The organism is Devosia sp. P2_G7 (assembly GCF_056403495.1).
Genome location: NZ_JBFUFI010000016.1, coordinates 1 through 21,110 on the forward strand (window position 1 = coordinate 1; position 21,110 = coordinate 21,110).

Here is a 21,110-nt window from a genome sequence, read left to right on the forward strand (position 1 = left end):
GAGGTATGGAGATGAAAAGAGCGTTCTATCCATCGGACGAATACGACAGCGAGCAGGACGAACGTCGCCTCAAAGCCGCTCACTCGAAGTGGCATTGGAAGGGGTGGGCTCACCGCGATGATGATGACGACGACGATCCCCCACCCGCGCCGGCAGCAGCCCGGTTGCCCAAGCCGGTTCCCATCGTTGACGGCGTGGGATTGATGCCGGTCGCATAAGACGATCGAGCGACGAGGCGCTCGGCTTCAGGATGAGCGTTCCGAAAGTCGAGCGCCGGCGGTCCGAGTGCCGTCTTCCACGACTTCGATAGTTTGCCCGTATCCTTCTTCCCGGAAATTGGTACACGATAGCGTCACGGGCGCCTTGTTTCTCTTCGTGGCGATCACGTCCGGGAAACGATGAATCCACAAACCTTTAACTCGGAACTTGCTCGCCTAACTAAGGATCTTCGAGACGACAGTGCATGAGGCCGACAAAGGCAGATTCGGCAGCAGGCCCGACCATCGAAGGACGCCCTTGGAGCCTTCTGTGAGGAACGTTTACGCGGCCGCCCTGCCCTGTTCGGCGCTGGCAAGCCATCGGTCGAGCGATGATCTACGTGCTGCAACAGTGCCGCCGAGTTTGAACGTCGGGGCAAGTTCGTCGTAGATTAACCGGTAGGTCTGACGGCGGGTGATGCCAAGGTGCGCCGCAATCGCGGATGCGCCCAGCAGCAGGTCGGCCTGAGTAGTGTTGTCATTTGCAGGTGACATGATCTTCTCCGTGTTGTGTGCACGGCAACCACCGTGCCGATAGTGTAGGCTAACATCTGTACGAGTCGGTCAAAGGCAATTTGCAGTTCTTGCGGATGCTTCACCATGCGTGCCATCATGTTCCATCGAGTCGGATGGTCGAGATGGCAACAGTCACCAAACGCAAATGGTCGAACAAGAGCGGGCAGCACGAGGCTTGGACGCTCGCTTTTACTGACGCCGCAGGCAAACGGCATAAGGAACAGTTCGCCACGAAGCGCGCAGCGGACGCCCGGCGAGTCGAGGTTGAAGGCCAAGTTAGCAAGGGCGCTTATCGTGAACAGGCACTAAAGTTGACGGTGGCCGATGCGTGCGATCGGTATCTGACTTACCTAGAAGGTCGCCTGGAGCGCGGGGAGCGTGCCACTGCTAGCTACCTCGCCACGACCCGCGCGGAGATCGATAACTACGTCGTCTGCAAAGCCCGGTCGGATGAGGACGCAAAGGTTCGCAACCGCGCCACCGCCTTCTCCGATGGCATTGCCCACATCAAGCTAGCCCATTTGACCCCGGGCGACGTTACCGACCTTGTCGACCGGCTACGCGGTGCCGGCTTGTCAGTAACGGCAACACGCCGTTCTATCGCGGCCCTAAGCCGCGCATTGGCTTATGCGGTATCAAAGAACCTAGTCGGCTCAAACGCGGCCCACGGAACGAAGGTGATCGGTACCCGTCAAGAGGGTCCAAAGAAGGTCACGCCCCCATCTAAGGAAGCTATGCGCGCCTTGTTCAAAGCGGCGCCTCCCCCCCTGAGGATACGGTTGCAGTTTGCCGCCCTTAGTGGCCTGCGGGCTTCGGAGCAGTGGGCGCTGCGCTGGCGCCATCTCGACCTAGATCAGGGGACGGTGAAGGTTGAAACGCGGCTGGACAGGTACGGCGACGAAGACACTACAAAGTCGGCTGCCGGCCAGCGGACCGTACCCATCGGAAAGCCCTTGGTCGACGCATTGAGGGCATTCAAGGGCAGCGCCCTGCCCGACGATCTCGTGTTCCCGATCGAGATCCGGCGTAAGGGCGAAGAGGCACCGAAACGGGTCTTCACCAACCACGGCAATTTGCTCAAGCGAGAGTTCAAGCCGTTGCTCGAGAAGGCGGAACAGCCTCACGTCGGCTGGCATTCCCTCCGCCATTTCGCAGTGAGCGCGTGGATTGAGGATGGCCGACCGCCGAAGACTGTTCAGACATGGGCCGGTCACGCGACGCTAGCGATCACCATGGATCGCTACGGACATTTGTTCCCCTCGGATGACCACAAGAAATCGATGGATCGCATCGCGGAAGGCATGATGGCGTAAGGCCGGCAATGCCGTTGGTGGCGCACGAATGGCGCATGATCGCCGAAGGTGCCTGTAAATCGCCGGGCTATCGCCCGACTTTTAATCGGATGGTCGATGGTTCGAATCCATCCGGGCGTACCAAAATCCTCCAATCAACTCAGTACTTTAGAGCCCTTAATTAAGGAACTCTCCAGTCACAGAGTTACTTTCTGTGCCAGATTTGTGCCAGTGTGTAGATCACGCCGCTCGGTCGAACGAGATGATCTGGGCGTGGAACTTCTGAGCCGGCAGCGACCGGGCGTCGTACCCTTCCGGGTTCCGCAGCGCAGCCTTGATGCGGGCCGTGCGGTCGGGTTGCGGGTGGGTACCTAGGCCAGGAGGTGGGAGTGGGGACCGAGGAAGCGGCGCCTGACCGCAGTACGGGTATGGTGCTGCAGGAAGCGAACAAATAAGGGTCGATGTCGGTTCCGGTCGAAGTGCCCCGAACAGGCAAGCTGCTATTCCCCCAGCCCGGGAGGCAGGGTGCCGCTACGAAACAGCTCGCGTGGTTCGTCGTAGGTGTCGGTTTCCTGGTCGATGTTGGCGGAGTAGGCCCAGACGCCTGAGCGTGTCGGCGCCAATCGTTCGGCGGCGGCGATTGCTGCCTCGGGGCTTCTGGCGGGTTGCGGCAGGTCGGGCTCGAGCTTTCGCCCTTTCGAGCGGAAGCCCTGGACGAAGTACATGGTGGCCATCGGCGCTCCTCCTTGGGGCGGGCATATCACTCGGTTTACCGGCGCGTCCCACAAATTCGTTCGAGTAGCGAGCTAAACTGCCGATAGCTAAAGCTTTTACGTCCACCTCAAAAGTATCTGGTCTGGCCCGTGATAATTGCGATCCCGAATAAATTGGACAACGCGCCTGCAAAGGCGCAGAGCTATAAAGCTCCCTGCTGCCCGAGCTGATTGATATCGGTGTGCCGTGATTTCTCGGCACGCTGGGCAGACTTAGGACATCAAGTGCTTTTGAAGATTTATGCAACCGGCGCCCCACGCGGGGCGCGGGCTGGTGGTCCGTCTCTCGTCGGCGACGCGGACAACCCTGCGGCGCTGCCGCACCATCCTACAGGACAGCCCTGGCGCTACATCGCGACCGTATCGAACGACGACGCCATGTTCGCCGGCCACTGCGATGGTGTTTCGACGGCATTGGCGAGCCGCGGCTTCTATGCGAGCCGCCGGGGCTTCGGCGTCGCTGCCGCTCACCCGCACCTCGCCGAGCGGGCATTCGCATCGGTCTGACCCCTACCCCCACCGTCGTTCCCAACCGCACCATCGGTGCAAGGAGCCTGCTATGGCCAAGAGCCAGAAACACAGCAATCGCGAAGCCAAGAAGCCCAAGCAGATCAAGGTGGCGGCGCCGGCCGCCACCGATGGACTGCTGGCCAAGGCCAATCTCTCCAGTTCCCCATCGAACAAGAAGCGCGCATAGCGGCGTCATCGACGCCCCGCCCATCGCCCCCACCACCCCAGGAGACTTGCCATGACCATGGAACTTTCATCGACGACGGTGGTGCGCAAACCCTGGGGCAAGACCGACCTGCGGCCGTGGAGCGAACTCGGTCACGATGGCGTCGCCGTAGGAGAGCTTTGGTTCCAGCGTGCTGACCGTAACGCGCCGGAACCGGAGCTGCTGTTGAAGCTCCTCTTCACCGATGAACCTCTTTCCATCCAGGTGCACCCGGACGATACGTTCGCCAAGTCCATCGGCCTGCCGCACGGCAAGACCGAGGCCTGGTACGTGCTCTCCGCCACCGCGGAGGGACGGGTCGCTCTCGGACTGAAGCGCGAGCTGACGGCGCCGCAGCTGCGCGCCGCCATCGCCGACGGCTCGATCCCCGAGCTGGTGCAATGGCAGGAGGTAAAGGCTGATGAGGCCTTGCTGGTCCCGGCGGGGACCATCCATGCCATTGGCGCGGGCCTCGTCATTGCCGAGATCCAGCAGCGCAGCGACGCGACATTCCGATTGTTCGACTACGGCCGGCAGCGTGAGCTGCATCTCGACGGCGGTGTCGGAGCATCTACCCCCGGACCGGCGACCGCGCAGCTCGCCCCGACCCGGTTGTCCGATGTGCGCAATGTAATGGCGCAGAGCCCCTACTTCGTTCTGGAGCGCATCGACCTCGCGCCCAACTCGCATTGGGAAGTCGATGCGATGAGCGAAACCTGGGTGCTGATCCTCGAGGGCGAGGCGGCATTCGACCTGATGCAGGTCGCCTCCGGCGAAGCAATGTTTCTCAAGGGGCACCGAGCGACGGTCCGCACCGGCGAGCGCGGTGCCAAGGGGCTGATGGCCTATGTCGCCAACAGCCCGATTGCCGCCCTGCTGCAGAGCCGTAACGGCATCCCGATGGAGGTGATGGCGGAGCGCTTTCCGGAGCTGGGCCTCGGCCGCTCCTCCAAGGGCGCGCCGACGCTGCCGTGGAGCGGGCAGTCATGAAGGCCATCCACCGCGTAGCATTCATCGGCAACTCACTGCCGCGTCGCTGCGGCATAGCCACCTTCACCACCGATCTGCAGCAAGCGGTCGCTGCCTCGCCGATCGGCATTGAGACGGCCATCGTCGCCATGACCGATAGCGGGCGGGACTACGTCTACCCTCCGGTCGTGAGCTTTGAGGTGCGGCAAGAGCATGAGGAAGACTACGTCCGCGCTGCCCAGATCATCAACGCGGGTGAGTATGATGCGGTCTCGCTCCAGCACGAGTTCGGCATCTTCGGTGGCGAGGCGGGCGCACATATCCTCAAGCTGCTCGATCGGCTCAGCGTCCCAGTAGTCACGACGCTCCACACCGTCCTCGAAACGCCGAGCACCGCACAGCGGCGGGTGCTCGAACGTATCATCGCCGTGTCGGCGCGCGTCGTGGTGATGGCGGACAAGGGACGCGAATTGCTGGTCGGCACCTATGGGGCGGCATCTGAGAAGATCGAGGTGATCCCCCACGGCATCCCCGATTTCGCCTTCGTCGAACCCGACGGCGCCAAGGAGCGGCTCGGCTTTGCCGGCAAGACGACGATCCTGACCTTCGGCCTGCTGTCGCCGAACAAGGGCATCGAGGTAATGATCGACGCCATGCCGGCGGTGCTGAAGAACCGGCCGGATGCGGTTTACGTCGTGCTCGGCGCCACCCACCCCAATCTCGTCCGCGACCAAGGCGAAACCTATCGCGAGGGTCTCGTAGCGCGCGCAGCGGACCTCGGGATATCCAAGCACGTCGTGTTCCTCGACCAGTTCGTCGACCGGCCGACGCTGCTCGAATACATCTCGATGTGCGACGTCTACGTCACGCCGTATCTAAACCAGGCGCAGATGACGTCGGGTACGCTGGCCTACAGCTTCGGGCTCGGTAAGGCCGTGGTCTCGACGCCCTACTGGCATGCATTGGAATTGTTGGCGGACAATCGCGGCATACTGGTGCCGTTCGGTGACGCCGCGACAATGGGTGCCCAAATTGCCGACGTGCTCGGCAATGAGCCGCTACACCGCGCGATGCGAAACCGCGCCTATGCCGCCAGCCGTTCGATGACCTGGACGCAGACTGCCGAGCGCTACTTGGAGCTGTTCCAGGCGGTCGCCAAAAAGCGACAGGCGCCGCAACCGGCCCGCATCCACATCATGACGCCGCCGGGTGATGGCCGGCTCCTGCCGCCGATTTCGATCGGCCACCTGCAGGCGATGACCGACGACACCGGACTGTTCCAGCACGCCATCCACACCATTCCGGACCGCTCGCACGGCTATTGCGTCGACGACAATGCCCGCGGACTGCTGCTTGCCAATTCGCTGCACGGCTTCACTGCCGACCAGTTGCCCGAGGCCATGACTTCGGCCTATGCCGCCTTCGTTCAGCACGCCTTCAATCGCGACACCAAGCGCTTCCGCAACTTCATGGGCTTCGACCGCCGCTGGCTGGAGGAGCAGGGCTCCGAGGACAGCCACGGCCGCACGCTGTGGGCGCTCGGTGTCACCGCCCGCGATGATGTCAGCGCAACACGTAGGCGTTGGGCCGCAGCCTTGTTCGCCGAAGCGCTGCCGCCGGTGGAGAGCTTCAGCTCGCCGCGGGCCTGGGCGTTCACCTTGCTCGGGCTCAATGCATATTGCGAGGTGCAGTCAGGCGACGACTTCGCCTCGCAGTTCCGCCTGCGGCTGGCCTATCGGCTCGTCGCTCTGCTGCGCCAGGTCGAGACCCGCGACTGGGTGTGGTTCGAGGACGGGCTCGCCTACGACAACGCCCGCATCTGCGAGGCGCTGATCGTCTGCGGCCGTTCGACCGGATTGCCCGGCTACGCGGAGGCTGGGCTGCGGACCCTCGATTGGCTGCTGCAGCGACAGACCTCCCCATCCGGGCTGTTCCGCCCGGTCGGCACCGAAGGTTTTGGAGACGTCCGGCAACCGCCCAAGGCCTTCGACCAGCAGCCGGTCGAAGCTGCAGCGACCATAGCCGCCTGCCTCGAAGCCTGGAAAACCACCGGCGACGATCGCTGGCGCGCTGCCGCCCGGCGCGCCTTCGCGTGGTTCCGCGGCAGCAACGACCTGGGCAAGCCCTTGGTCGATGTCGAGACCGGCAGTTGCAAGGACGGTCTCCATCCGGACCGTCCGAACGAGAACTGTGGCGGCGAGTCCGTCGTCTCGTACCTGCTCGGACTCGCTGACATGCGGCGTATCGAACGCGTCGACGTCTTGCAGCCGCTGCCGCTGCTGTACCGCCCCGCGAGACCACATCATCAACAGTTCAGAGGTCGCCTTGTCGCCAGTCACCTTCCTCAACCGGCAGGCACTTTACCTGCGACCTGATCCGGCTCGGGTGATCGTCCGGCCGTTCAAGCCGGCGACCGAGCCGAAGGACCTGAAGCCGCATGAAAAGACCCGTGCCAATCACATCGTCGATCGCGTCCTCTCGCTCGATGTCGAAAGTGCGTCGCAGCAGCTCAAGGATGTGCTGCACAATTTCGACGGACGGCACCGGAACCTGCTCGCCGGGTTCGATGCCCGCGCCATCGAAATGGAAGAGGCGTTTTCGGAACACCTGGTGTTCACCCCGGTTCAGCGCCAGCTGATCGGCGCTTATTTCCTCCACGAGTACTCGTTCGAGTCCTCGGCGCTGTTCAATCCGAGCATCGTTGCTCACCCCGATCAGAGCCTCGCGCCACCTGGTGGACTGCGCTTCATCCTGAGCCTACGGGCGGTGGGAGAGGGGCATGTGTCGTCGCTGACATTCCGGGCCGGTACGATCTCAAAGGATGGCAGCGTCGCCATCGATCCGACGGCTCGGCTGGCGAGCATGGCGCGCCTCAAGACGCCGATTCCGCCCTTCAGCGACGAGCCAGTGGAGTTCGCCTTCAACGCCGGCGAGGACATCAGCGAGCGGGTCATCTTTCCGATGACCTCGTTTCAGTCGAACGGCATCGAGGATGCACGCTTCGTCAGCTTCGAGGATGAGGGAACTCAGACCTACTACGCCACCTACACCGCCTATGACGGCCGCGGCATCCGCTCGGAACTGCTCGAGACCCAGGACTTCGTCAGCTTCCGAATGCGCGCTCTCAAAGGCAGTGCTGCTGGCAACAAGGGCATGGCGCTGTTCCCTCGCAAGATCGGCGATCGCTACGCCATGATCGGCCGGCAGGACAACGAGAACCTCTACCTGATCTATTCCGACGACCTGCTCACCTGGGAGGGTGGCGTGCCGATCCTGAAGCCAGAATGGCCCTGGGAGTTCGTGCAGATCGGCAATTGCGGCTCGCCGATCGAACTCGACGAAGGCTGGCTGCTATTCACCCACGGCGTCGGCCCTGTCCGCCGCTACGCCATCGGCGCCGCGCTGCTCGACAAGCACGACCCCACAAAGGTCCTCGCCCGCTCGCGCGAGCCGCTGGTCTATCCGGATCCATCGCAGCGCGAGGGCTACGTCCCCAACGTCGTCTATACCTGCGGCGCTATTCGTCACGGCGCCCGCATCATTCTGCCCTACGCTGTGTCGGACACCTTCTCGAACTTCGCAACCATCCGCGTCGATGCGCTGCTCGATGCGATGGAGCCAGCTTCGTCCACATAGTCAGCGAGGAGAGCGAACCATGTCATCCGACACCGCCACAACCGAATGGGTGCCCTTCCGTCACCCATTCGCCCTTCCAGGCCGAGCAACCACACAATCCGGGGACGTTCGAAGTCCGTGTCAGGCGAGAGCTCCTGGACGTTTCCTCGACCGCACATCTTCTGACAAGAACGATAATCCTGCCGAACACTGGCGGCGTGGAAGCACTGGAGGTCCGAGCGGATGACTTAGAGGGGGCCCTTAGGCTGGATCAGGAGCGCCTCCCAACGGATACTGGCTGATCGCATCGGCGAGCCATGTGCAAAAAGGATCACAGTCCGCTTTGGCGCGAAGCGGGCCCTAACGATGGCGACGCTGATACTTCGTTAGCGACGGCGATCGTGCTTGGTCGGCGCACGGTCAGCTGATCTAGTTGGCGGTGCACCACGCTACGAGGGCGTGCCACAAACCGTGCCACACGCATCGCTAAGCTCTGCGGGCGATCCGGGCGTACCACTTTTCGCGCAGTTTCAAGGCCAAGCGCCATGGAACTCGCTGCACACCCCATCGATTGATAGCCACGCGTCACAGATGCAGGGCTCGATCATGTCTCAGAGTTTCTTCCACAGCTTCTCCAACCTCGTTTCCCGAGGCGCCGGCAAGCCGGTGGCCTTCTCTCTTGCCTGCGGGCTCATCGTCCTGTGGGCGGCGAGCGGGCCGTTCTTCGGATTCTCGGAAACCTGGCAGCTGGTGATCAACACCGCGACCACCATTATCACCTTCCTCATGGTGTTTGTGGTGCAGCACACACAGAACCGCGACGGCGAGGCCGTGCAAGCAAAGCTCGACGACCTGATCCTCGCAGTACGCAAGGCGGACAACCGGCTGATCGGCGCCGAGGACCTGACCGGCCAAGAGTTACACAAGCTCAAGAAGATGATCGCCGACCGCGTCGAACGCGATCAAAGCACTCTCGAACAGATCGATCGGCACACCAAGGACGCCGACTAGGAATATCTACCGATCTGGCGCAACCAATGGCCTCGATCCGACTTTCTCCATGACCGTAAAGGTCAAGGAGACAACAAGAAAATGAACGGCATTATCTATCTGGTCGGCCTCGTGGTCGTGATCCTGGCGGTACTGTCCTTCTTCGGCCTTCGTTGAGGGACGCACCATGACCATTCCCTCGGTTACAGATGTCATCGTCACAGCGCCCCCGGCCGTCAATGTCGACAACAGTTCCTATGTCGACTGGCCGGCAATCATCGCCGGTATCGTGATTGCTTCGGCAATCTCGCTGGTGCTGCTCAGCTTCGGTTCGGCGATCGGGCTCAGCTTCGTCAACTTCCACGCCGGCCCCGATGTTGCACCGATCTGGATCGCGATCGCGGCGGCGCTCTGGCTACTCTGGGTCGAAGTGTCCAGCTTCATGGCCGGCGCCTATGTGACTGGACGGCTGCGCCGGCGTCACCATGATGCCAACGAAGACGAGGTCGACGTGCGTGATGGTGCGCATGGCCTGCTCGTCTGGGGTGGCGCCCTGGTCGTCGGCGGACTGATTGCCGTCGGCGGCATCACCGCGGCGGCGAATGCCGTCGGAGGCGCGGCGGCCACGTTGACCAACGCCGCGGCCACCGTTGCTGACGACGCCGGTAGCGTCATCGATCCCAACGCCTACTTCGTTGATACGCTGTTCCGTCCCTCGCCAACCGCCGCGCCTGCCGCACCTGCGACTGACACCACTGCGGTTCGTGGCGAAGCCGGACGGATCATCGCCCAGGGCGCCCTCGCCGGATCGGTGAGCGATCCCGACAAGGCCTACCTGGCGCAGGTGGTTGCGGCCAACACCGGCCTCACCGCTGAAGAAGCGACCACGCGTGTCAACGACGTGATGACTGCCGTCGACAAGGCCAAGGCTGACGCCGCGGCTGCCGCCGAGACCGCTCGCAAGACCGGCATCGTCGCCGCCTTCCTGACTGCCGCCTCGCTGCTGGTCAGCGCCGTCGGCGCGTTCTGGGCCGCGCAGCAAGGTGGCAATCACCGCGACAAGGGCACCGCGTTTCGTTCGGTGTTCCGTCGGGTCTGACAGAGAGGAGAAGAACAATGCTGAGAGGACTTGGACTCTGGCTGCTGGGCGTTCCCATCTGGCTGATCATCATCATCGTACTGTTCATCCGCTGAGGATTGGCGCAGCATCGAATGGAGGCGGGCTACAGCCCGCCTCTTTCAGTGAGAGGGAAGGACGCAGAGCCATGAACACTGCCAACCTGCAGCTCGAAGGCCTCTACCTGGTCATCGCGGCAATGCACGAGACCATGATCAGCAAGGGGCTTGTGTCCCGCCAGGAAGTCGACGACGCCATGCGCGCGGCGGAACAGACCGCCATCAACGACAATCGCTCGGTGGAGAATCTCCGGCCGGCGGAGCGCGATGCCCTGGCGTTCCCCGCGCGGCTGCTGCGCATGGCCAATGCCACCGTCGCCGACGACGGCGCTCTATCGTTCTCGGCGCTCGCCCGCCGCGTGGGTTCGGTGAAGATGCCCTACAACGACCAGCGCTAGCGGCCCGGATCAGGGCCGACCCAGATGCGGCGATGGGTGCCGTCGGTGGCGGGCGCGAACACCTCGGAGCGGCGGCCCTCGTCGCCATAGGTGATGGCGATCCGCCTCGCCTCGTTCTGGGCGTCATCCCGAGTATCGAATGGGCCGTAAGACTTGCCCTCGCAGTCGACCCACCAGGAGTCCATGCTTTCGATGACGATGAACCAGCAGGTCTTCATATCTGCTCCCCGGCCGTGATAACGGCCACCATCGGTTGCAATTAGTCGCGACGCCCCCCGGCCATGCGCTGGGCTACGGACAGCGGGGCGAACAGCCGGGCGATACGCGCCGCGCTGATCCCTTCATCGAGTTCGCCAAAGGCGGTGATCAGGCCACGGTCGGGCCCGTCCTCGCGCCGCAGTTCCTGCATCGGTACCGCCACTTCGACCCGATGCCAGTTGCGCGCGGCATCAAGCGTGAAGGCCGCGCTGATCATGAAGCTGTCGTTGTCGGCCTCGTTCGGCCCGAAGCGGACCAGGAGGTGGCTGCAACGATCGGTGTTGCGGGCCACGAACAGGCTCTTCTCGCGCTCCAGCGCGCTGGAGATATCGTCGTCCAGGACGGACGGACGGATGGTCAAGGCAGTCATCGGAATGCCCCCCGATTTGCTGCGGATACCAGCAAACGCTAGGGGTCCAGTGTGGCCCGGGCGGGACGGCAATGGGGCAGAAACACGGTCGCTCAAATTGTCGCTATCGTGCAGCCCTCGGGCGTTTGCAGTGTTACTTCTAGCAGTGACGCCGCGTGTCAACCGGACACGATGGGCACGGGGAACATTGCGGTTTTTCCGGTTTCCCGCCTTGGCCGACGAAATGGCAGACGAGCCTCTGTTCCATCCGCGGCGTCACTTCGCAGGTCCAATTGTGGCACGAGCCGCCGTAACGCCATGTTTCAATATGGCTGATAAGCCGTGACGCATGCACGAACTCGAATCGCAAAGCCGAGCCAACAATCCTCTTCGCGTCCTGATCCTCGGCGCTAATTCCGGTATCGCCGAAGCCACCGCACGGATCTACGCCGCGGAAGGTGCGTCGCTACTGCTGGTCGGTCGCAGCGCCGATCGGCTGCAGGCTGTGGCGCAGTCCCTGCTGGCCATTGGCGCCAGCCGCTGCGAGACCGCTGTAGTGGATCTGGCCGCGTCCGATCAGGCCGCCGAACTGCCGCGCCTCGTTGCCAGTCTTGGCGGCGTCGACCACATCCACATCGCCTACGCCATCATGCCGATGCAGACCGAAGCGGCGAGTGACCTAGGCGTCGCGGCAGAGATGATGACGACGAACTACACCGCCACCGCGCTCTGGTCGCTCGCCGCCGCCAACCTGCTCGAAGCGCAGGGCCATGGCTCTCTGGTGGTGCTGGGATCAGTCGCCGGCGATCGCGGGCGACGGAAGAACTTCATTTACGCCTCGACGAAGGCCGGCATCGCCACGTTGGTCGAAGGCATCGCCCATCGCTTCGAAGGCAAGGGCCCGCGCGCCGTGGTGGTGAAACCCGGCCCCACCGCCACGGCGATGACCGCCAACAGCCCGCCCGGGCGACGTTTGGTTCCGGCCGATGAGGTCGCCCGGCTGGTGCGACGCGCTGCCGACCACGGCGGCCCGGTGCAATACGCGCCGCGCCGGTGGCGGCTGATCATGCGTATCGTTCGCGATATGCCGTGGTGGCTGTTCCGGCGGATCGATCTCTAGGAACGAGAAAGGGGCCGTTTCCGGCCCCTCCCCTACTCAGATCTCAGTACCAATCGTCGTCGTCTTCGTCTTCCTCTTCCCAGATCGGGTAGAGCTTCTTGATCTTGTCGACGACGCCCGAGCAGCGGTTGACGCGGAATGAGTAGTACCACTCGTCGTAGGCGGCCTCGACGCGCACCCGGTTCTTGCCCAGGTGGTCGACGATGTGGACCTCCTCGAAGCCGTAGTTGATGAGGCCCTTGCGGATCTGCTTGTCGGTCAGGCACCAGTTGAAGAAGTCGTTCGGGCCGAAGTTCTTCTTCTTGAACTGCTGGAACTGCTTCTGGCTTTCGCCGCCCTGCGGTTTGACGTCGAGCGAAAAGCCGCCGAGGGGAGCAGCCTGCACGGGAACCGCGCTCAGGGCGGTGCCGGCGAGGACGACGGCGAGGACCGCGGCGCGGCCGGTCTGCCGAAGGGTGTTGAGAACGGTCATTTCAGTAGTCCTTGGGTTCGATCAGTGCCGCATCTGCAGCGTTGAATTCACCCTAGCGCACTGATTTTGAACGCGTTTGGAACCGACCCTTCAGAAACCATTCAGCGCAGCGCCGCACTTATGCCGCGGTCACCACAATGGCGCCACGACGCGTCGCGACCACGGTGTGCTCGTACTGCACGCATGGCGCCGCCGGGGTCGCCACCAGCGTCCACTCATCGTCCTCGTCGCGCTGCTCGGCAAGCTTTCCGCCCAGCGACAGGAACGGCTCGACCGTGAACACCAGCCCCTCGGTGATCACCCGCCGGTCGGATTTGTCCGGCCAGGTGGCAATCTCACCGGGCTCGTCATGCAGGCTGTCGCCCACCCCGTGGCTCGCAAGATTCTCGATCAGCGTGTAGCGGTGCTTCTTGGCAAAGGCGCCGATGGCCATGCCGATCCCCGAGAGCGGCGCGCCGGTCTTCACCGCGCGGATCCCCTCCCACACGGCCCGCTTGCCGTCCCGGCACAGGGCCACCAGCCGCGGATCGGCCTCCGGCACGAGGTACGACGCACCAGTATCGGCAAAAACGCCATCGAGTTCCGCCGAAACGTCGATGTTCACCAGATCGCCCGCCCGGATCACCCGTCCGCCCGGAATGCCGTGCGCGATCTCTTCGTTCACCGAAATGCAGGTCGCACCCGGAAAATCATAGGTGATCTCCGGCGCCGAGCGTGCCCCGGCCGCATCGAGAATGCGCCGGCCGATGTCGTCCAGTTCCTGCGTCGTGATCCCCGGCGCCAGCGCTGCCGCCATCGCATCGCGCGCCACGGCGCAAACCCGGCCGATAGCCTTCAGCTTTTCGAGGTCGGCCTCAGTCGTGATCGTCACGCGGTGTACTTCCCGGCTTCCGCCATTGCCTCGAGGTCGGCCATCAGGTCATTCCGCTCGCCCTCGAGGATCACCCCGACATGCCGCAGCCACATCCACATCGTGACGCGGTGCACGAGGGTGTAGATCCACAGGGCCGCTTCGGGATCGGGATGATCGATGGAGCCGTAGCCCGCCCGGATGTGCGGGGTCGAGCCCGGCGCATCGTGCTCCGAACAGAACAGCGCCTTGGCGAGGTCGCAGATCGGGTCGGAGGCCCGCGCATTGCCGAAATCGAGGAGGCCGGTGAGGTGCAGGCGGCCATCGATGCCGCGCTCGCCCAGCACGTTGTGCGGCTGGAAATCGTCGTGCGCGAACACCGCGCCCCGGCTTTCGGCGATGACATCCGCATGGGCGGCGAAGATCGCCTCGAGCCGCTGCGCCAGCGCCTCGCCACCGCCGTAGCGGCGGAACTGGCCGATGCCGTGGGCGAAGCGGCGCGCGAGATATTCGGTATTGGTCGACACCGGATCGTGGAGGCCGTCCGCATCGAAGGCGCCGTAGCCGGGCACCGGCACGGTGTGCAGCTTGCGCAGCATCTCACCCATCTGCCGGTAGAGGTCGCCGACGTCCGGCGCGTCCTTGAAGGTCATCACCTGCCTGCCAGGCAGGTAGTTGGCGATGGTGTAGCGGAACGGCATCCGGGTGCGGGTCTCGTCCGAGGCGAGGAAGCGAGTCATCGGCACATCGAGGTCGCGTAGCAACTGCGACGCATAAGTCTCTTTGCCGGTCGCGTACGGCAGCGCGTCGTTGAATACCTTGAGCACGACCGGCTGGCCGTCCACACGGTCGATGCGGAACGAGCGTGCGCCGCCACCAAGGAGTTCGGTGATCGCTGCGGGAACACCAAGGCCGAAATCGGCAAACGTGGCCGCGAGCCGATCGGGATCGATCCCGACCGGCGCTGCTTTCTTCACCCCTTGCTCTTCCACCGCCTCGATCATTGCTTGAGCTTGAGGTACGCCTCGACCAGCCCCTTGGTGGAGCTGTCGTGGTTGGCCGCCGTCTCGGTGCCTTGCACCTTGGGCAGCAGCGCCTTCGCCAGTTGCTTGCCCAGCTCCACGCCCCACTGGTCGTAGGAATTGACGCCCCAGATGGTGCCCTGCACGAACACCTTGTGCTCGTAGAGCGCGATCAGGCTGCCCAGCCGCTCGGGCGTCAGCTTGGGATACATCAGCGTGTTAGACGGCCGGTTGCCGGGGAACATCTTGTGCGGCGTCAGCGCCTTGATCCTGGCTTTGTCGAGGCCCTGCGCCGTCAGTTCCGCCACCACCTCGTCCTTGGTCTTGCCCAGCATCAGCGCCTCCGACTGCGCCAGCACATTGGCCACCAGCTTGTCGTGGTGCGGCGGCAGCTGCTCATGGGGCTGCGCGGCGATCAGGAAATCCACCGGGATCACGTCGGTGCCCTGGTGGATCAGCTGGTAGAACGCGTGCTGTCCATTGGTGCCCGGCTCGCCCCAGATGATCGGCCCGGTTGGATAGTCCACGGTCTTGCCCGCCAGCGTCACAGACTTGCCGTTCGATTCCATATCCTGCTGCTGCAGGTAAGCAGCGAAACGGCTGAGCCGCTGGTCGTACGGCAGCACGGCGTGGGTCGAGAACCCCCAGGCGTTGCGATACCAGACGCCGAGCAGGCCCATGATCACCGGCAGGTTCTTCTCGAGCTTGGTCTTGAGGAAATGCTGGTCCATCTCGTAGGCGCCGCGCAGGAACGCCTCGAAATTCTCGTACCCGACGGCAATCGCCACAGGCAGCCCGATCGCCGACCACACCGAGTAGCGCCCGCCAACCCAGTCCCAGAATCCGAAGATACGATCCGACTTGATGCCGAAGTCCGTGCACGCCTTGAGGTTGGTCGAGAGCGCCGCGAAATGATCTGGCACCGCCGCCTCGCCCAGCGCATTGGCGATCCATGCCCGCGCCGTCGCCGCGTTGGTCATCGTCTCGTCGGTGGTGAAAGTCTTCGACGCCACGATGAACATCGTGCGCTTGGGGTCGAGCCGCTTCAGCGTGTCATGCATATGCGCGCCGTCGACGTTCGACACGTAGTGCGCGCGAAGGTCCGCCCGCGTGTAGGGCTCCAGCGCCAGCGTTACCATCGCCGGCCCGAGGTCCGAGCCGCCGATGCCGATATTGACGATGTCGGTGAACGCCTCGCCGGTCGAGCCCTTGATCGAGCCATCCCGCACCGCGTCCGAGAACACCTTCATCGCGGCCAACACGCCGCGCACGTCCGGCATCACGTCCTTGCCGTCGACCTTGACCGCCTTGTCGCCCATGTAGCGCAGCGCCATGTGCTCCACCGCCCGGTCTTCGGTGGTGTTGATGTGCTCGCCCTTCCACATCGCGTCGCGCCGCTCCTCGACGCCGGCGGCGCGCGCCAGGTCGAACAGCGCGGCCATCGCCTTCTCGTCGATGCGGTTCTTCGAGTAATCGAGCAGCAGGTCGCCGGCCTTCACCGAGAAGGTCTTGAACCGGCTGGGGTCCGCCGCGAACAGCTCGCGCATGTTCGTGTCCGCAAGCCGCTTCCGCGACTTCATCAGCGGGTTGAGGAGGGACTTGCGGGGGGTGGCCATGACGCTGTTCTCCGGGAGATATCAGAGCGGCGGCAAGTCGCCGGCTGCCCATGTTGCTCGGGTTTGTGCCGCATAATCGGCGAAGCTTCCAGCCTCAATCGCCGTACGGGCACCTATGCAAAGCTGCTGGTAGTAGCTGAGGTTGATCTGGCTCAGGATCATTGCGCCCAGCATTTCCTCGGTGCGGATCAGGTGGTGCAGGTAGGCGCGGCTGAAACGGCGGCAATTCGGGTTCGGCGACGTCTCGTCGAGGGGACGCGGATCGTCCTTATGCCGGGCGTTCTTCAGGTTGATGACACCGAAGCGCGAGTAGGCATGCCCGTGCCGCCCGGCCCGCGTCGGGTGCACGCAGTCGAACATGTCGACGCCCCGCTCGATACCGCCGAGAATGTCATCAGGCTTGCCCACGCCCATCAGGTAGCGCGGCTTGTCCGCCGGCAGCTCCGGCGTGATCTCGGACAGCACCCGGAACATCGTCTCCTGCGGCTCGCCCACCGCGAGGCCGCCGATCGAGTAGCCGTTGAAGCCGATCGACTTCAGCCCCGCCGCCGACTTCGCCCGCAGCTCGGCGTCATCGCCACCCTGCACGATGCCGAACAGTGCGCGATGCGGCTGATGCCCGAACGCGTCCTTGCTCCGCTGCGCCCAGCGCAACGACAGCTCCATCGCCCGCAGCATTTCCTTGTGCTCGGACGGCAGCGGAATGCACTCGTCGAGCTGCATGATGATGTCGCTGTCGAGCAGCGTCTGGATCTCGATCGAGCGCTCCGGCGTCAGCTCGTACGCCGTGCCGTCGATATGCGAGCGGAAGGTGACACCCTTCTCGGTCAGCTTCCTCAGCTTTGCCAGCGACATCACCTGGAAGCCGCCGCTGTCCGTGAGGATCGGCCGTTGCCAGTCCATGAAGTCGTGCAAGCCGCCGAGCGCCGCGACGCGTTCGGCGCCGGGGCGGAGCATCAGGTGATAGGTATTGCCGAGCAGGATATCCGCACCGGTTTCGCGCACCTGCTCGGGATACATTGCCTTGACGGTGCCGACGGTGCCCACGGGCATGAAGGCAGGCGTCTGGACGTCGCCGCGAGAGGTGTCGATCCGCCCACGGCGGGCCATGCCGTCAGTGGCTTGCAGGGTGAAGGAGAAGTCGGTCATGCGCGCCTATTAGCGGGCCGGCGCGCGCCTGTCACCCTGCCCGGCGATCAGATGCTGCCGATGATCTTGCGATAGTCGGCTTCGGCAAAGGCCTTGAGGGTCGTCGCCCGGATATTGCCGGCCATGCCCGTGCGCAGTACGAACGTGGCAGCGGCCTCGTCATTGGGGGCATCGAGGACGGTCACGAGGTCATAGGCGCCGAAGGTCATGTAAATGGTTTCAAGCGTACCGCCGACGGCCTTGGCGGCCTCCTTGGCGGCATCGTAGCGCTTGGTCGACTCCTTGACGGTCTTGGCACCCTGGTCGGTCCAGTTGAGTAGCAGAATGTATTTGGACATCTTTCGCTCCTCCCTGTTGTCGAGGGCTAAATCCCCTCGCCAAACGAGAATATCCCTCACGCGGACGGGCCGCAAACTGGATGATGTCTTTCGCTACTCGCCGAATTCCTTGGCACTGCGCGGCGCACCGGGTCGCTGCTCTCGTCGAGATCAGGCGCGGAACAGCAGGCTCGCATCTCCATACGAATAGAACCGATATCCGTTCCCGATGGCATGCGCATAAGCGGCATGCATCGTCTCGAACCCGGCAAAGGCGCTGACCAGCATGAACAGCGTCGAGCGCGGCAGGTGGAAGTTTGTCATCAGGATGTCGACCGCGTTGAAGCGATACCCTGGAGTGACGAAGATGTCCGTGTCGCCGACGAACGGCTGCAGCGTCCCGGTGGCCCGCGCCGCCGTCTCCAGCAGCCTGAGGCTGGTCGTCCCCACGGCCACCACTCGCCCGCCCTTGGCCTTGGCCGCAAGGATGCGCTCCACCACCGCCGCGGGGATATCGCCCCACTCGGCGTGCATCACGTGGTCCTTGGTGTCGTCGACCTTCACCGGCAGGAAGGTCCCTGCCCCGACATGCAGTGTCACCCGCTCGACGCTCACCCCGAGATCGGCCAGCTGCTGCAGCAGGCCCTCGGTGAAATGCAGCCCCGCCGTCGGCGCAGCCACGGCGCCGTCACGCGCGGCGTAGACCGTCTGGTAGTCCGTTTTGTCGCGCTCTTCGGTGTGGCGCTTGGCTTCGATGTACGGCGGCAACGGCATGGCGCCATGCGCCTTGATCGCTTCGTCCAGTTCCGCACCGCTGAGGTCAAACTCGAGCGTGATCTCGCCCGTCTCACCCTTGCCCGAGACGGTGGCGCCAATCGAGCCATTGTCGCCCAGCTCCAATCGGTCGAGCAGGTGCAGCTTCTTGGCCGGCCGTGCAAAGGCCCGCCAGGTATTGGCATCCACCCGCTTGTGCAGGTTGAAGCTGACATTGGCGCGAAGCTCGCCGCGGATACGCGTGCCGATCAGCTCGGCCGGCAGCACGCGGGTATCGTTGACCACCAGCACATCGCCGGCGCGCAACACTCGCAACAGATCGGTTACCCGACCATCCTCCAGCGGCTCGCCGGGCCGCACGATCAGCATGCGCGCGGAATCCCGCGGTTCGGCAGGATGGAGCGCTATGCACTCGGCAGGGAGTTCGAAATCGAAATCGTCGACGCGCATCAGGGGCCGGTGCAACTCACCGCCCAGGCACCCTGCCCGGGAATACGGAGCGTGCCCGCATAGATCGAGGCGTCGGCCTCGGTGGCCTTGAACAGGCGAAGCTCGGCGATCTTGGTGGTGACACCCGGATCGACTGCGTCGACCAGCATCATCGTGTCGGTCTCGAACGCCTGGCCGACGCTAACCGGATCGCCGGGGCCATAGGCGGGGTCGGTCGCCCACACCTTCTCGCCGACCGTGATGGTCATGCCAGCGACAGAGAGCACGTCGGTGGTGCCGACGAGAATATCGAAACTGGCGCCGCCGTCGGGCGACGCGCAGTTCACCCACTCCGTCGCCAGCGACGGGGTGGCGAGGCCGCAAAGGCTCAGGGCTATTGCGGCCGGCCGGATCATTCGGCGATGTCTGCCGCGACCTTCACGGAAACCATCGAGTCCGGATCGCGCACCGGCTCGCCGCGCTTGATCTGGTCGACGTTTTCCATGCCTTCGATGACCTTGCCCCAGACCGTGTACTGGCGGTCGAGGAAGCGGGCGTCGTTGAACACGATGAAGAACTGCGAGTTGGCGCTGTCCGGATTCTGGGCGCGAGCCATCGATGCGACACCGCGCACGTGCGGCTCGGCGTTGAATTCCTGCTTCAGGTTCGGGTACTTCGACGAGCCCGTGCCGGTGCCGGTCGGATCGCCGGTCTGCGCCATGAAGCCATCGATCACGCGATGGAACACGATGCCATCGTAGAAGCCTTCGCGCGCCAGCTTCTTGATATGCGCAACGTGGTTCGGCGCCAGGTCCGGGCGCATGGCGATGACCACCTTGCCCTTGGTGGTCTCGATGACGAGGGTGTTCTCGGGATCAGCGTAAGCCATCAGATGGGCCTTCCTTACTTGTATTCGATTTTTGCGGAGATGATCTTGTCCGGGTCCTGGACCGGCTGGTCGCCGGCGCCCTTCTTGATCAGGTCGACGAACTCCATGCCCGAAACGACCTTGCCCCAGATGGTGTACTGGCCATCGAGGTGGGGCGCGTCGGCGAACATGATGAAAAACTGCGAGTTGGCGCTATCCGGGTCGCTGGAGCGCGCCGCCGCGACGATGCCGCGAGTGAAGTGCTCCGCGGTGGTGAATTCTGCCTTCAGGTCCGGCAGGTCGGAGCCGCCCATGCCGGTTCCGGTCGGGTCACCGCCCTGCGCCATGAAGCCATCGATGACGCGATGGAACACGATCCCGTTGTAGAAACCCTTCTCGGTGAGCTCGATGACACGCGCTACGTGATTGGGCGCCAGTTCGGGCAGCAGCTCGATATCGACCACACCGTCCTTGAGCTCGAGAATCCAGTGCGGCTTGCCGGACTGGGCGTGCGCAGGGGCGGCGATCGAGACGGTGAAGAAGGCGGCGACCGCGGCGAGAAGAATGCCAAGGATGATGCCGGCGCGCTTGATAGGATCGGACATTATTTGTTCAGTGCCTTCAAAACGATGGGCGGGACAAAGGCGCTGATGTCGCCTCCGAGCTCGGCGATCTGACGCACGAGCGTGGCCGAGATGTGGCGAACATGCGGGCTGGATGGCAGGAAGACCGTCTGCAGGTCCGGCGCCATCTGGGCATTCATGCCCACCATCTGCATCTCGAAATTGTAGTCTGTGGTGTCGCGCAGGCCGCGGATGATCAGCTTGGCGCCGGCGGCGCGGGCGGCATTGACCATCAGGCCCGTGAAATCGACGTACTGGAATTCCGTCTCGGTGCGCTTGCCGATCGGCTCGAGCACGGCCTTGAGCAACGCAACGCGATCCTCATGGCTGAACAGCGGCTTCTTGGAATGGTGGGTCCCCACCGCGATCACCAGCGTATCGACCAGCTTGCAGGCACGCTCGATGACATCGAGGTGGCCGTTGGTCAGAGGATCGAAGGAGCCGGGATAAAAGCCGACTAGTCTGGCCATGGCGGAGCGCCCTCCCCGTTGTTGTTGGCCCGGGTTCTGTCACGGCTCGGCAATTCTGGCAAGCCGGGGCGCCCATCAGCGGCGCGGCTGCG

At 63.9% G+C, this 21,110-nt stretch carries 25 protein-coding genes, 1 tRNA gene and 1 pseudogene; 12 read left to right on the forward strand and 15 right to left on the reverse strand.

The window, feature by feature from the left end:
• Positions 1 to 218 (forward strand): annotated as a pseudogene (locus tag AC1DWU_RS21110) (hypothetical protein); the annotation flags it as partial.
• A 321-nt stretch (positions 219 to 539) separates the two neighbouring features.
• Here AC1DWU_RS21110 and AC1DWU_RS21115 read toward each other — a convergent pair.
• Entirely contained in the window at positions 540 to 752 is a 213-nt protein-coding gene (locus AC1DWU_RS21115) for a helix-turn-helix transcriptional regulator (RefSeq protein ID WP_477151984.1), read from the reverse strand.
• Positions 753 to 895: 143 nt separating this feature from the next.
• Here AC1DWU_RS21115 and AC1DWU_RS21120 point away from each other — a divergent pair, with 143 nt between their 5' ends.
• Both AC1DWU_RS21120 and AC1DWU_RS21125 read left to right on the forward strand, forming a co-directional pair.
• Positions 896 to 2,086, forward strand: coding sequence for a site-specific integrase (locus AC1DWU_RS21120; protein ID WP_477151985.1), 1,191 nt, complete (start codon positions 896 to 898; stop codon positions 2,084 to 2,086).
• A gap of 48 nt (positions 2,087 to 2,134) precedes the next feature.
• A tRNA-Lys gene (locus AC1DWU_RS21125) sits at positions 2,135 to 2,209 on the forward strand.
• A gap of 356 nt (positions 2,210 to 2,565) precedes the next feature.
• Here AC1DWU_RS21125 and AC1DWU_RS21130 read toward each other — a convergent pair.
• Entirely contained in the window at positions 2,566 to 2,799 is a 234-nt protein-coding gene (locus tag AC1DWU_RS21130) for a hypothetical protein (protein ID WP_477151986.1), read from the reverse strand.
• Between the two features lie 264 nt (positions 2,800 to 3,063).
• On the opposite strand from AC1DWU_RS21130, the gene AC1DWU_RS21135 reads away from it, so the two are divergent.
• From AC1DWU_RS21135 to AC1DWU_RS21170, 8 genes are all read left to right on the forward strand, one after another.
• Positions 3,064 to 3,345, forward strand: a complete 282-nt coding sequence (locus AC1DWU_RS21135; RefSeq protein WP_477151987.1) for a hypothetical protein — start codon at positions 3,064 to 3,066, stop codon at positions 3,343 to 3,345.
• A 52-nt stretch (positions 3,346 to 3,397) separates the two neighbouring features.
• Positions 3,398 to 3,535, forward strand: coding sequence for a hypothetical protein (locus AC1DWU_RS21140; RefSeq protein WP_477151988.1), 138 nt, complete (start codon positions 3,398 to 3,400; stop codon positions 3,533 to 3,535).
• Positions 3,536 to 3,586: 51 nt separating this feature from the next.
• Entirely contained in the window at positions 3,587 to 4,543 is a 957-nt protein-coding gene (locus AC1DWU_RS21145; RefSeq protein ID WP_477151989.1) for a class I mannose-6-phosphate isomerase, read from the forward strand.
• Entirely contained in the window at positions 4,540 to 6,897 is a 2,358-nt protein-coding gene (locus tag AC1DWU_RS21150; protein WP_477151990.1) for a glycosyltransferase family 4 protein, read from the forward strand. Before AC1DWU_RS21145 ends, AC1DWU_RS21150 begins: the two co-directional genes overlap by 4 nt.
• Positions 6,848 to 8,158 (forward strand): glycoside hydrolase family 130 protein, encoded by a 1,311-nt coding sequence (locus AC1DWU_RS21155; RefSeq protein WP_477151991.1) that lies wholly within the window; start codon positions 6,848 to 6,850, stop codon positions 8,156 to 8,158. Before AC1DWU_RS21150 ends, AC1DWU_RS21155 begins: the two co-directional genes overlap by 50 nt.
• A gap of 585 nt (positions 8,159 to 8,743) precedes the next feature.
• On the forward strand, positions 8,744 to 9,148 hold the full coding sequence (locus AC1DWU_RS21160; protein WP_477151992.1) for a low affinity iron permease family protein: 405 nt from the start codon (positions 8,744 to 8,746) through the stop codon (positions 9,146 to 9,148).
• 166 nt (positions 9,149 to 9,314) lie between these two features.
• Positions 9,315 to 10,226, forward strand: coding sequence for a hypothetical protein (locus AC1DWU_RS21165; protein WP_477151993.1), 912 nt, complete (start codon positions 9,315 to 9,317; stop codon positions 10,224 to 10,226).
• A gap of 166 nt (positions 10,227 to 10,392) precedes the next feature.
• Positions 10,393 to 10,701, forward strand: a complete 309-nt coding sequence (locus tag AC1DWU_RS21170; RefSeq protein ID WP_477151994.1) for a hypothetical protein — start codon at positions 10,393 to 10,395, stop codon at positions 10,699 to 10,701.
• Here AC1DWU_RS21170 and AC1DWU_RS21175 read toward each other — a convergent pair.
• Both AC1DWU_RS21175 and AC1DWU_RS21180 read right to left on the reverse strand, forming a co-directional pair.
• On the reverse strand, positions 10,698 to 10,919 hold the full coding sequence (locus tag AC1DWU_RS21175; RefSeq protein ID WP_477151995.1) for a hypothetical protein: 222 nt from the start codon (positions 10,917 to 10,919) through the stop codon (positions 10,698 to 10,700). The genes AC1DWU_RS21170 and AC1DWU_RS21175 overlap by 4 nt on opposite strands.
• A 41-nt stretch (positions 10,920 to 10,960) precedes the next feature.
• The gene (locus AC1DWU_RS21180; RefSeq protein WP_477151996.1) at positions 10,961 to 11,329 is read right to left on the reverse strand and encodes a hypothetical protein; all 369 of its coding nucleotides are present in this window, start codon (positions 11,327 to 11,329) and stop codon (positions 10,961 to 10,963) included.
• Positions 11,330 to 11,657: 328 nt separating this feature from the next.
• On the opposite strand from AC1DWU_RS21180, the gene AC1DWU_RS21185 reads away from it, so the two are divergent.
• Positions 11,658 to 12,428 carry an SDR family NAD(P)-dependent oxidoreductase gene (locus AC1DWU_RS21185; protein WP_477151997.1) on the forward strand — a complete coding sequence of 257 codons (771 nt, stop codon included), beginning with the start codon at positions 11,658 to 11,660 and terminating at the stop codon, positions 12,426 to 12,428.
• A gap of 43 nt (positions 12,429 to 12,471) precedes the next feature.
• Here AC1DWU_RS21185 and AC1DWU_RS21190 read toward each other — a convergent pair whose 3' ends face one another.
• From AC1DWU_RS21190 to coaD, 11 genes are all read right to left on the reverse strand, one after another.
• Entirely contained in the window at positions 12,472 to 12,900 is a 429-nt protein-coding gene (locus AC1DWU_RS21190) for a hypothetical protein (RefSeq protein WP_477151998.1), read from the reverse strand.
• A gap of 118 nt (positions 12,901 to 13,018) precedes the next feature.
• Positions 13,019 to 13,771 (reverse strand): type I methionyl aminopeptidase, encoded by a 753-nt coding sequence (map, locus tag AC1DWU_RS21195; RefSeq protein ID WP_477151999.1) that lies wholly within the window; start codon positions 13,769 to 13,771, stop codon positions 13,019 to 13,021.
• Positions 13,768 to 14,727, reverse strand: a complete 960-nt coding sequence (locus AC1DWU_RS21200) for a phosphotransferase family protein (RefSeq protein ID WP_477152000.1) — start codon at positions 14,725 to 14,727, stop codon at positions 13,768 to 13,770. The genes map and AC1DWU_RS21200 overlap by 4 nt, the downstream gene beginning before the upstream one ends.
• Before the next feature lie 23 nt (positions 14,728 to 14,750).
• Positions 14,751 to 16,388, reverse strand: a complete 1,638-nt coding sequence (gene pgi, locus AC1DWU_RS21205; protein WP_477152001.1) for a glucose-6-phosphate isomerase — start codon at positions 16,386 to 16,388, stop codon at positions 14,751 to 14,753.
• A gap of 21 nt (positions 16,389 to 16,409) precedes the next feature.
• Entirely contained in the window at positions 16,410 to 17,537 is a 1,128-nt protein-coding gene (gene tgt, locus AC1DWU_RS21210) for a tRNA guanosine(34) transglycosylase Tgt (RefSeq protein WP_477152002.1), read from the reverse strand.
• Between the two features lie 47 nt (positions 17,538 to 17,584).
• Complete coding sequence (locus AC1DWU_RS21215; protein WP_477152003.1) at positions 17,585 to 17,875, reverse strand: GYD domain-containing protein; 291 nt, start codon at positions 17,873 to 17,875, stop codon at positions 17,585 to 17,587.
• Between the two features lie 150 nt (positions 17,876 to 18,025).
• The gene (gene queA / locus AC1DWU_RS21220) at positions 18,026 to 19,078 is read right to left on the reverse strand and encodes a tRNA preQ1(34) S-adenosylmethionine ribosyltransferase-isomerase QueA (RefSeq protein WP_477152047.1); all 1,053 of its coding nucleotides are present in this window, start codon (positions 19,076 to 19,078) and stop codon (positions 18,026 to 18,028) included.
• Positions 19,078 to 19,473: a hypothetical protein gene (locus tag AC1DWU_RS21225; RefSeq protein WP_477152004.1), complete on the reverse strand. Its 396-nt coding sequence runs from the start codon at positions 19,471 to 19,473 to the stop codon at positions 19,078 to 19,080. The genes queA and AC1DWU_RS21225 overlap by 1 nt, the downstream gene beginning before the upstream one ends.
• Positions 19,470 to 19,946 (reverse strand): peptidylprolyl isomerase, encoded by a 477-nt coding sequence (locus AC1DWU_RS21230; protein ID WP_055882471.1) that lies wholly within the window; start codon positions 19,944 to 19,946, stop codon positions 19,470 to 19,472. Before AC1DWU_RS21230 ends, AC1DWU_RS21225 begins: the two co-directional genes overlap by 4 nt.
• Positions 19,947 to 19,960: 14 nt before the next feature.
• On the reverse strand, positions 19,961 to 20,530 hold the full coding sequence (locus tag AC1DWU_RS21235) for a peptidylprolyl isomerase (RefSeq protein ID WP_477152005.1): 570 nt from the start codon (positions 20,528 to 20,530) through the stop codon (positions 19,961 to 19,963).
• A complete protein-coding gene (gene coaD, locus AC1DWU_RS21240) occupies positions 20,530 to 21,018 on the reverse strand; it encodes a pantetheine-phosphate adenylyltransferase (RefSeq protein WP_477152006.1) in 489 nt (162 codons plus the stop codon). The genes AC1DWU_RS21235 and coaD overlap by 1 nt, the downstream gene beginning before the upstream one ends.
• Positions 21,019 to 21,110: the final 92 nt, after the last annotated feature.

Excerpts from the sequence above, each read along its gene's own strand:
- AC1DWU_RS21115 (WP_477151984.1), bottom strand. The coding sequence starts at position 752 with ATGTCACCTGCAAATGACAACACTACTCAGGCCGACCTGCTGCTGGGC.
- AC1DWU_RS21120 (WP_477151985.1), top strand. The coding sequence starts at position 896 with ATGGCAACAGTCACCAAACGCAAATGGTCGAACAAGAGCGGGCAGCAC.
- AC1DWU_RS21130 (WP_477151986.1), bottom strand. The coding sequence starts at position 2,799 with ATGGCCACCATGTACTTCGTCCAGGGCTTCCGCTCGAAAGGGCGAAAG.
- AC1DWU_RS21140 (WP_477151988.1), top strand. The coding sequence starts at position 3,398 with ATGGCCAAGAGCCAGAAACACAGCAATCGCGAAGCCAAGAAGCCCAAG.
- AC1DWU_RS21145 (WP_477151989.1), top strand. The coding sequence starts at position 3,587 with ATGACCATGGAACTTTCATCGACGACGGTGGTGCGCAAACCCTGGGGC.
- AC1DWU_RS21150 (WP_477151990.1), top strand. The coding sequence starts at position 4,540 with ATGAAGGCCATCCACCGCGTAGCATTCATCGGCAACTCACTGCCGCGT.
- AC1DWU_RS21160 (WP_477151992.1), top strand. The coding sequence starts at position 8,744 with ATGTCTCAGAGTTTCTTCCACAGCTTCTCCAACCTCGTTTCCCGAGGC.
- AC1DWU_RS21165 (WP_477151993.1), top strand. The coding sequence starts at position 9,315 with ATGACCATTCCCTCGGTTACAGATGTCATCGTCACAGCGCCCCCGGCC.
- AC1DWU_RS21170 (WP_477151994.1), top strand. The coding sequence starts at position 10,393 with ATGAACACTGCCAACCTGCAGCTCGAAGGCCTCTACCTGGTCATCGCG.
- AC1DWU_RS21175 (WP_477151995.1), bottom strand. The coding sequence starts at position 10,919 with ATGAAGACCTGCTGGTTCATCGTCATCGAAAGCATGGACTCCTGGTGG.
- AC1DWU_RS21180 (WP_477151996.1), bottom strand. The coding sequence starts at position 11,329 with ATGACTGCCTTGACCATCCGTCCGTCCGTCCTGGACGACGATATCTCC.
- AC1DWU_RS21185 (WP_477151997.1), top strand. The coding sequence starts at position 11,658 with ATGCACGAACTCGAATCGCAAAGCCGAGCCAACAATCCTCTTCGCGTC.
- AC1DWU_RS21190 (WP_477151998.1), bottom strand. The coding sequence starts at position 12,900 with ATGACCGTTCTCAACACCCTTCGGCAGACCGGCCGCGCCGCGGTCCTC.
- pgi (WP_477152001.1), bottom strand. The coding sequence starts at position 16,388 with ATGGCCACCCCCCGCAAGTCCCTCCTCAACCCGCTGATGAAGTCGCGG.
- tgt (WP_477152002.1), bottom strand. The coding sequence starts at position 17,537 with ATGACCGACTTCTCCTTCACCCTGCAAGCCACTGACGGCATGGCCCGC.
- AC1DWU_RS21215 (WP_477152003.1), bottom strand. The coding sequence starts at position 17,875 with ATGTCCAAATACATTCTGCTACTCAACTGGACCGACCAGGGTGCCAAG.
- queA (WP_477152047.1), bottom strand. The coding sequence starts at position 19,078 with ATGCGCGTCGACGATTTCGATTTCGAACTCCCTGCCGAGTGCATAGCG.
- AC1DWU_RS21225 (WP_477152004.1), bottom strand. The coding sequence starts at position 19,473 with ATGATCCGGCCGGCCGCAATAGCCCTGAGCCTTTGCGGCCTCGCCACC.
- AC1DWU_RS21230 (WP_055882471.1), bottom strand. The coding sequence starts at position 19,946 with ATGGCTTACGCTGATCCCGAGAACACCCTCGTCATCGAGACCACCAAG.
- AC1DWU_RS21235 (WP_477152005.1), bottom strand. The coding sequence starts at position 20,530 with ATGTCCGATCCTATCAAGCGCGCCGGCATCATCCTTGGCATTCTTCTC.
- coaD (WP_477152006.1), bottom strand. The coding sequence starts at position 21,018 with ATGGCCAGACTAGTCGGCTTTTATCCCGGCTCCTTCGATCCTCTGACC.